Origin of the sequence: Tardiphaga robiniae (assembly GCF_013359755.1) — a bacterium.
GTDB classification, from domain to species: domain Bacteria; phylum Pseudomonadota; class Alphaproteobacteria; order Rhizobiales; family Xanthobacteraceae; genus Tardiphaga; species Tardiphaga robiniae.
Window position 1 is genome coordinate 78247 of sequence record NZ_JABMCJ010000087.1, and the last position, 6560, is coordinate 84806.

Below are 6560 nucleotides of genomic sequence, written 5' to 3' on the forward strand. Positions count from 1 at the left end.
GGCGCGACCGACTGGGGATCGCGCCTCTTTCATGATCGCTTCAGAGATGCCCCGCCAAGAGGGCCGGCCGCAGCAAGTGCTGCTGCGTCGATCGACCTGGAAACGCACTTGTCTCTCTCTCCCAGTCTTCGCGGCAGCGTGCTGATGGCCATAGCCATGGCCGGCTTCAGCCTCAACGACGCGCTCACGAAATTCCTGACGCTGCACATGAACTTCGGCCAGGTGATGCTGGTGCGCGGTCTGTTCGCCGCCGTGCTGATCGGAGCGCTCGCCACCCAGCAGAAGGCGCTGCGTCCGCTGCGCATCCTGTTCGTTCCGTCTGTGGCGCTGCGCATATTCGGCGAGATCGGCGGCACCGTGACTTTTCTGGCGTCGCTCGCACATCTGCCCCTTGCGAACGTATCGTCGATCTTTCAATCGTTGCCACTCGCGATCACGCTCGGTGCGGCACTCATCTTCGGTGAGCAGGTGGGCTGGCGGCGCTGGCTGGCGATCGCCGCGGGCTTCGTCGGCGTTCTCATTGTGGTCCGTCCCGGCGTGGAAGGATTCAACCAGTTTTCGCTGCTGGCGCTGTTGTCGGTCGCGTTCTGTACCGTGCGCGATCTCGCGACCAAGCGCATTCCGACCGAAATCCCTTCAATGTTCGTCACGTTTTTGACGACGATCGTCGTGACGATCGTTGGCGCCATCCTGCTCGTTCCGCTGGGCGGCTGGACGCCACCCTCGAACCGGTCGCTCGGCCTGCTGGCGCTCGCCGCTGTGCTGGTGCTGATTGGATATCAGTGTGTGATCCTGGCGCTGCGCGCCGGCGATATCTCCGCTGTTGCGCCGTTCCGGTACTCGCAACTGCTGTGGGCCATGTTGCTTGGCTACCTCGTGTTCGGCGATGTGCCGGACGGCCCGATGGTTCTCGGCGCGTCGGTGATCGTGCTGTCCGGTCTTTATGCGTTCCATCGCGAGCGTGTTCGCAACCGGTTGCCGGCGGCCAGTGCGCCGAGCATGCCGCCGGATGGGTTGTAGGGCGATCACAGCGGATCCTCAGGATGGGGGTCGCTCCACTCGGCTGTCAGCGCCTGGCCCAGCGCGCAGTGAATGGCAGGGACGCGCGGGTCGTCTGGCTCGCGTTTCTGTTTTGGTGCACACGAGGCGCAATCATTTGGCCTGAGTCTTGCTCTGTTCGGAGCCTGTCCGCTCTGACCGTAACTCACCCAGGATTGTCTTGCCTCTCTCTCCCAATCTGCGCGGCAGCCTGCTGATGGCTGTCTCCATGGCAACTTTCAGCGTCAACGACGCGATCGCCAAATTTCTGACCGTGCAGATGCATTTCAGCCAGGTGATGATGCTGCGCGGGCTGTTCGCCAGCGTCATGATCGGTGCGCTGGCGGTGCATCAGGGCGCGCTACGGCCGCTGCGGCTGCTGTTCGTGCCGTCGGTGGCGCTGCGCATCTCCGGGGAGATCGGCGGCTCGGCGCTGTTCCTGGTCGCGGTGAGCGCGCTGCCGCTCGCCAATGTGACCGCCATCGTTCAATCGCTGCCGCTGGTGATGACCTGCGGCGCCGTGCTGATCCTGGGCGAGCCGGTGGGGTGGCGCCGATGGTTGGCGATTGCCGCGGGCTTCATTGGCGTGCTGATCATCGTGCGGCCGGGCGCCGAGGGGTTCAGCCAGTTCACGTTGGTGGCGCTGCTGTCGGTGTTGTTCTACGCCACGCGCGATCTCGTCACCAAACGCATCCCGGCCGAAATTCCCACGCTGTTCGTCACCTTTCTCACCGCCGTTGCGGTGACCCTGGCAGGGGCAGTGTTCACCCTGCTGCACGGGGACTGGACTGCGCTATCGTTTTATTCGCTCGCTTTGCTGGCGCTGGCGGCGGTGATGACGTTGATCGGATTCCAGTGCGTCATCCTCGCGCTGCGCGTCGGCGATGTCTCGTCGGTCGCGCCGATGCGTTATTCGCAGATGCTCTACGCGATGCTGCTGGGCTATCTGGTCTTCGGTGATGTGCCCGACGCCATGATGGTGCTCGGCGCGAGCGTGATCGTGTTGTCCGGCATCTACACGTTCCACCGCGAGCGCGTCCGCGACCGTTTGCTGGCGACGAATTCGTCGAACGCTCCGCCGGACGGCGTATAGCGCGGCGAGTACGCCGCGCTATAGCGACGCGGCTAGATCGGTTTGCCCGCGTAAGGCATCGACGCTGTGAGGCCGCCGTCCACCGGGATCGCCTGGCCATTCACATAGGACGCTTCATCGCTCGCCAGAAACAATCCCATCGCCGCGAGTTCATGCGGCTGGCCGGCGCGCTTCAGCGGATTGAGCTGGCCGATCTTGCCCTGCGTGCCGCGTTCCTTGGCATTGTCGAAGATCGGCTTGGTCATGCCGGTCTCGATCAGGCCGGGGCACACCGCATTGATGCGCACGCCGGTGCCGGAGAGCGAATAGGCCGTGGTCTGCACCAGGCTGATGACGCCGGCCTTGCTCGACGCATAAGGATGGCCGGAGGCGCCGGACTTCAGGCCGGCGACAGAGGCGGTGAGAACGATGGAGCCGTGGCCCTGTTTCACCATATGCGGCATGGAATGTTTGATCGCGAGAAACGGCCCGATCAGATTGATGCGCAGGATCTCCTGCCATTGCTCGACGGTCTGTTCCAGCAGCGGCACGAGGCCGCCCGACACGCCGGCATTGGCCCAGATCGCGTCGAGCTTGCCGTATTTGGAGACGGCCTTGTCGATGAAGGCTTTCACGTCGCTCTCGGAACCGGCATCCGCCGTTATCGCTTCAATGGTGCCGCCGGCATCGCTCACAAGTTTGGCTGTCTCATGCACGCTCTCGCTGCGGTCGACGATGATGAGCTTGGCGCCTTCCAGCGAGAACAATTGCGCTGCGGCGCGGCCGATGCCGCTGCCTGCGCCGGTGATGATGACGGATTTGCCTGCGAGGCGGCCCATAACTCTCTCCCTGTATGTTTTTTGTGCGGCGTGCCGCCATATGGAATTCAATGATGCGTGCCAAGCTGCGAAGATGCTTGAGGCGCTTCGCGCTCTGACGTAGGACGGATGAAACAGTATTGAAGGGTGGTCACGATGTCCAACGCCGAGAAACCGTTCGTGGCGCAGCATACAGTCCCTCAAGGCGTGACGGCGACGCGGTGGTGGTGGGTGCGACACGCGCCGGTGCGGAGTGACGGCGGCAATATCTACGGCCAGAAGGACATGGACTGCGACTGCAGCGACAGCGTGGTGTTCGATGCGGTCGGCAAGATCCTGCCGCGCAATGCCGTCTGGGTCGCCAGCAATCTGAAACGCACCCATCAGACCGCCAGTGCAATCTGGGCCGCGGGATTTCCGAAGCCCGACGCGATGCCGCATGAAGCGGATTTCGCCGAACAGCATCTCGGTGACTGGCAGGGCATGAACCGCGCTGCGTTCTTCGCCAGCCGTCCTATCAATGTCGGCAGCTACTGGTTCGCGCCGATCGATGAGCCATCGCCGAATGGCGAAAGCTTCATGGATCTCTACAACCGCGTCCGCCGTGGCATCGAACGCATTAATGTCGAGCACGCCGGCAAGGATATCATTGCGGTCGCGCATGGCGGCACGATCAAGGCGGCGATCGGCCTCGCGCTCAACGATCAGCCGGATCGCGGCCTCGCTTTCACCATCGACAACTGCTCGGTCACGCGGCTCGATCATCTCGCCAGCGACGGCCACAGCGGCTGGCGCATTCCGATGGTCAACCAGCAGCCATGGATCGCCGATCCGTCGCATGCAGCGATGCATCAGCCGGCGGGGCCGGAAGTCGCGACGTCGAGCACAAAGCTGGCGTAGTTGCTAACCTCTCCCCGCTTGCGGGGAGAGGTCGGATCGCGAGCGCAGCGAGTGATCCGGGTGAGGGGGACTATCCATTCGCTCCGAGCTTGCGGAGGCTCCCCCTCACCCCACCCTCTCCCCGCAAGCGGGGAGAGGGAGCGAGAGGCCGGCGTTTTAAACAACATCAACAACATCAGGGAGAAACACACATGAACCTGTTCGACATGACCGGAAAAGTCGCCGTCATCACCGGCTCGACGCGCGGCATCGGCCGCGCCATTGCCGAGCGGATGGCCGAGCACGGCGCCAAGGTGGTGATCTCGTCGCGTAAGCAGGATGTCTGCGACGAGGTGGCGAAGGTGATCAACGCGCAGTTCGGCGAGGGGACTGCGGTGGCGATTGCTGCGAACATCTCCAGCAAGGAAAACCTGCAGAACCTCGTCGACGAGAGCAAGAAGGCGTTCGGCAAGATCGACGTGCTGGTGTGTAACGCCGCATCGAATCCGTATTACGGTCCGCTAGCTGGCATTTCCGACGATCAGTTCCGCAAGATTCTCGACAACAACATCGTCGCCAACAACTGGCTGACCAGCATGGTCGTGCCGGACATGATCGAACGCAAGGATGGCTCGGTGATCATCGTGTCGTCGATCGGCGGGTTGAAGGGCTCGACGATCCTGGGCGCCTATGCGATCTCGAAAGCCGCCGACATGCAGCTCGCGCGCAATCTCGCCTGCGAATACGGCAAGTTCAATGTGCGTGTGAACTGCATTGCGCCGGGCCTCATCAAGACCGACTTTGCCAAGGCGCTGTGGGACAATCCGGAGAACCTCAAGGCCTCCACCGCACGCTCGCCGCTGCTGCGCATCGGCATCCCCGATGAAATCGCGGGCGCCGCGGTGTTCCTGGGATCCGCAGCCGGGAATTTCATGACCGGGCAGACGATGGTGATCGACGGCGGCGCGACGATTAGTTGATTTCAAACTCGTCGTTCCGGGGCGTGGACGGCGCCGAAGGCGGCGGCCGCGTACCCGGAACCTCGACGTGGGAGTCTCCGTCGGTGTCAGGCCATTTCGAGATTCCGGGTTCGCGTCCGGCTTGCGCCGGCCGCGCCCCGGAATGACGAGTTTTTCTTGCTTACTCCACCGCCGCGTAGACGAGACTCCGGATCAGCGTCCTGAAATATTCCCGCTGGCCGGGTCCCTGCGACATGAACACCGCAAACAGTTCTTCCTGCGGATCGATCCAGAAGAACGTGCCGGCGACTCCGCTCCAGAAGAACTGGCCCTTCGATCCCGCATAGGGCGCGTGACCATCGTCGGTGCGTACGGCGAAGCCGAGGCCGAAGCTGTGGCCGGGCGGTACGAGATGTGTCTCCAGCTTCACGTTAGGGCTGAGGTGATTGGACGCCATCAGGTGCAGCGTGCGGCTGCCGATCACGCGGTTGCCGTCCAGCGTGCCGCCGTTGAGCAGCATCTGGCAGAAGCGCGCATAGTCCATGGTCTTCGATACCAGTCCGCCGCCGCCGGATTCCATCTTCGGAATTTCGAGCGGATCGAACAGCGCGACTTTCTCGCCGGTCCAGGGATCGGTGGGGAAGGGCTGCGCGATACGGTCCTTGTTCGTGCCTGCTGTGTGGAAGCCGGTCTCGGCCATCTGCAGCGGCGCCAGAATGTTCTCGGTGAGATAGCTGCCCAGCGTCTTGCCGGACACGACCTCGATGACGCGGCCGAGAATGTCCGTGGAGCGGCTGTAATTCCATTCACTGCCGGGCTGGCAGATCAGCGGCAGGCCGGCGACGATCTTGGCGTGCTCCTCATTGGTGATATTGCGATTGCGCAGATTTGACTTCTGGTACATCCGCTGCACCATGCCGTTGCCGGTGATCTCATAGGAGATGCCTGACGTGTGGCGCAGCAGGTCCTGGATCGTGATCGGGCGCAGCGGCAGCGCCAGTTCGAGCGCGCCATTGCGCTCGACGCCGACCTTGGTCTCCGCGAATTCGGGGATGTATTTGGCGAGCGGATCGTTGAGCAGGATGTGGCCGTTCTCGACCAGCTGCATGATGCCCAGCGAGACGATCGGCTTGGTCATCGAGAAGATGCGAAACAGGCTGTCGCGCGTCATGGCCGCGGAGCCATCCGGGGTCTGCTTGCCGAAGGCCTCGAAATAGCCGATCTGGCCGCGGCGGGAGACCAGCATGGTGACGCCGGGCGTGGTGCCCTTGTCGATCTCGCGCTTGAACGCGTCCGACATGATTTGAAGACGGTTTGATGACAATCCCAGCGTTTCCGGCGGGGCCTGCGGCAGCTCGGGGGTCTCGAGGGAAATGGCGTGTTTTGCGGCAGTTTGGGCGTTCATGGGGGCTCCCGATAGTGCTTTGATTGATCTTGTCATTTGCCGGCTTACATAGGGGGCTCGCCGGCATGGTTGGACGAGCTTGGCCCAGAAGTTCGGGCTTGAACAGGGCCGTTTTCCCTTGTAACCAGCCGCCGGTTTGGTGCTGCGCACGGGCGTGGCTTAACAGGTGGATCTATGGCCAAAGCAAAATTTGAACGTAACAAGCCGCACTGCAATATTGGTACGATCGGTCACGTTGACCACGGCAAGACGTCGCTGACGGCGGCGATCACGAAGGTGCTGGCGGAAACGGGTGGTGCCACGTTCACCGCTTACGACCAGATCGACAAGGCGCCCGAGGAAAAGGCCCGCGGCATCACCATTTCGACGGCGCACGTCGAATACGAGAC

At 62.8% G+C, this 6560-nt stretch carries 7 protein-coding genes; 5 read left to right on the forward strand and 2 right to left on the reverse strand.

Translation table 11 applies throughout. The features are described 5' to 3' along the window. Window positions 1-108 precede the first annotated feature (108 nt). Window positions 109-1020, forward strand: coding sequence for a DMT family transporter (locus tag HP556_RS18290; RefSeq protein ID WP_175368033.1), 912 nt, complete (start codon window positions 109-111; stop codon window positions 1018-1020). A gap of 199 nt (window positions 1021-1219) precedes the next feature. Then, window positions 1220-2131 carry a DMT family transporter gene (locus HP556_RS18295; protein WP_175368034.1) on the forward strand — a complete coding sequence of 304 codons (912 nt, stop codon included), beginning with the start codon at window positions 1220-1222 and terminating at the stop codon, window positions 2129-2131. A 32-nt stretch (window positions 2132-2163) separates the two neighbouring features. On the opposite strand, the gene HP556_RS18300 is transcribed toward HP556_RS18295, so the two are convergent. After that, window positions 2164-2949 (reverse strand): SDR family NAD(P)-dependent oxidoreductase, encoded by a 786-nt coding sequence (locus tag HP556_RS18300; RefSeq protein WP_175368035.1) that lies wholly within the window; start codon window positions 2947-2949, stop codon window positions 2164-2166. Window positions 2950-3084: 135 nt separating this feature from the next. On the opposite strand from HP556_RS18300, the gene HP556_RS18305 reads away from it, so the two are divergent. Together HP556_RS18305 and HP556_RS18310 are read left to right on the forward strand one after the other, a co-directional pair. Beyond that, the gene (locus HP556_RS18305; protein WP_175368036.1) at window positions 3085-3828 is read left to right on the forward strand and encodes a histidine phosphatase family protein; all 744 of its coding nucleotides are present in this window, start codon (window positions 3085-3087) and stop codon (window positions 3826-3828) included. 191 nt (window positions 3829-4019) lie between these two features. After that, window positions 4020-4787 (forward strand): SDR family NAD(P)-dependent oxidoreductase, encoded by a 768-nt coding sequence (locus HP556_RS18310; RefSeq protein ID WP_175368037.1) that lies wholly within the window; start codon window positions 4020-4022, stop codon window positions 4785-4787. 160 nt (window positions 4788-4947) lie between these two features. Here the strand turns inward: HP556_RS18310 and HP556_RS18315 are convergent, their stop codons facing one another. Next, entirely contained in the window at window positions 4948-6171 is a 1224-nt protein-coding gene (locus HP556_RS18315) for a serine hydrolase domain-containing protein (protein WP_175368038.1), read from the reverse strand. 174 nt (window positions 6172-6345) lie between these two features. Between HP556_RS18315 and HP556_RS18320 the strand changes: the two genes are divergently transcribed. Then, on the forward strand, window positions 6346-6560 hold a 215-nt coding region (locus HP556_RS18320), incomplete at its 3' end, for a GTP-binding protein (RefSeq protein WP_246297804.1).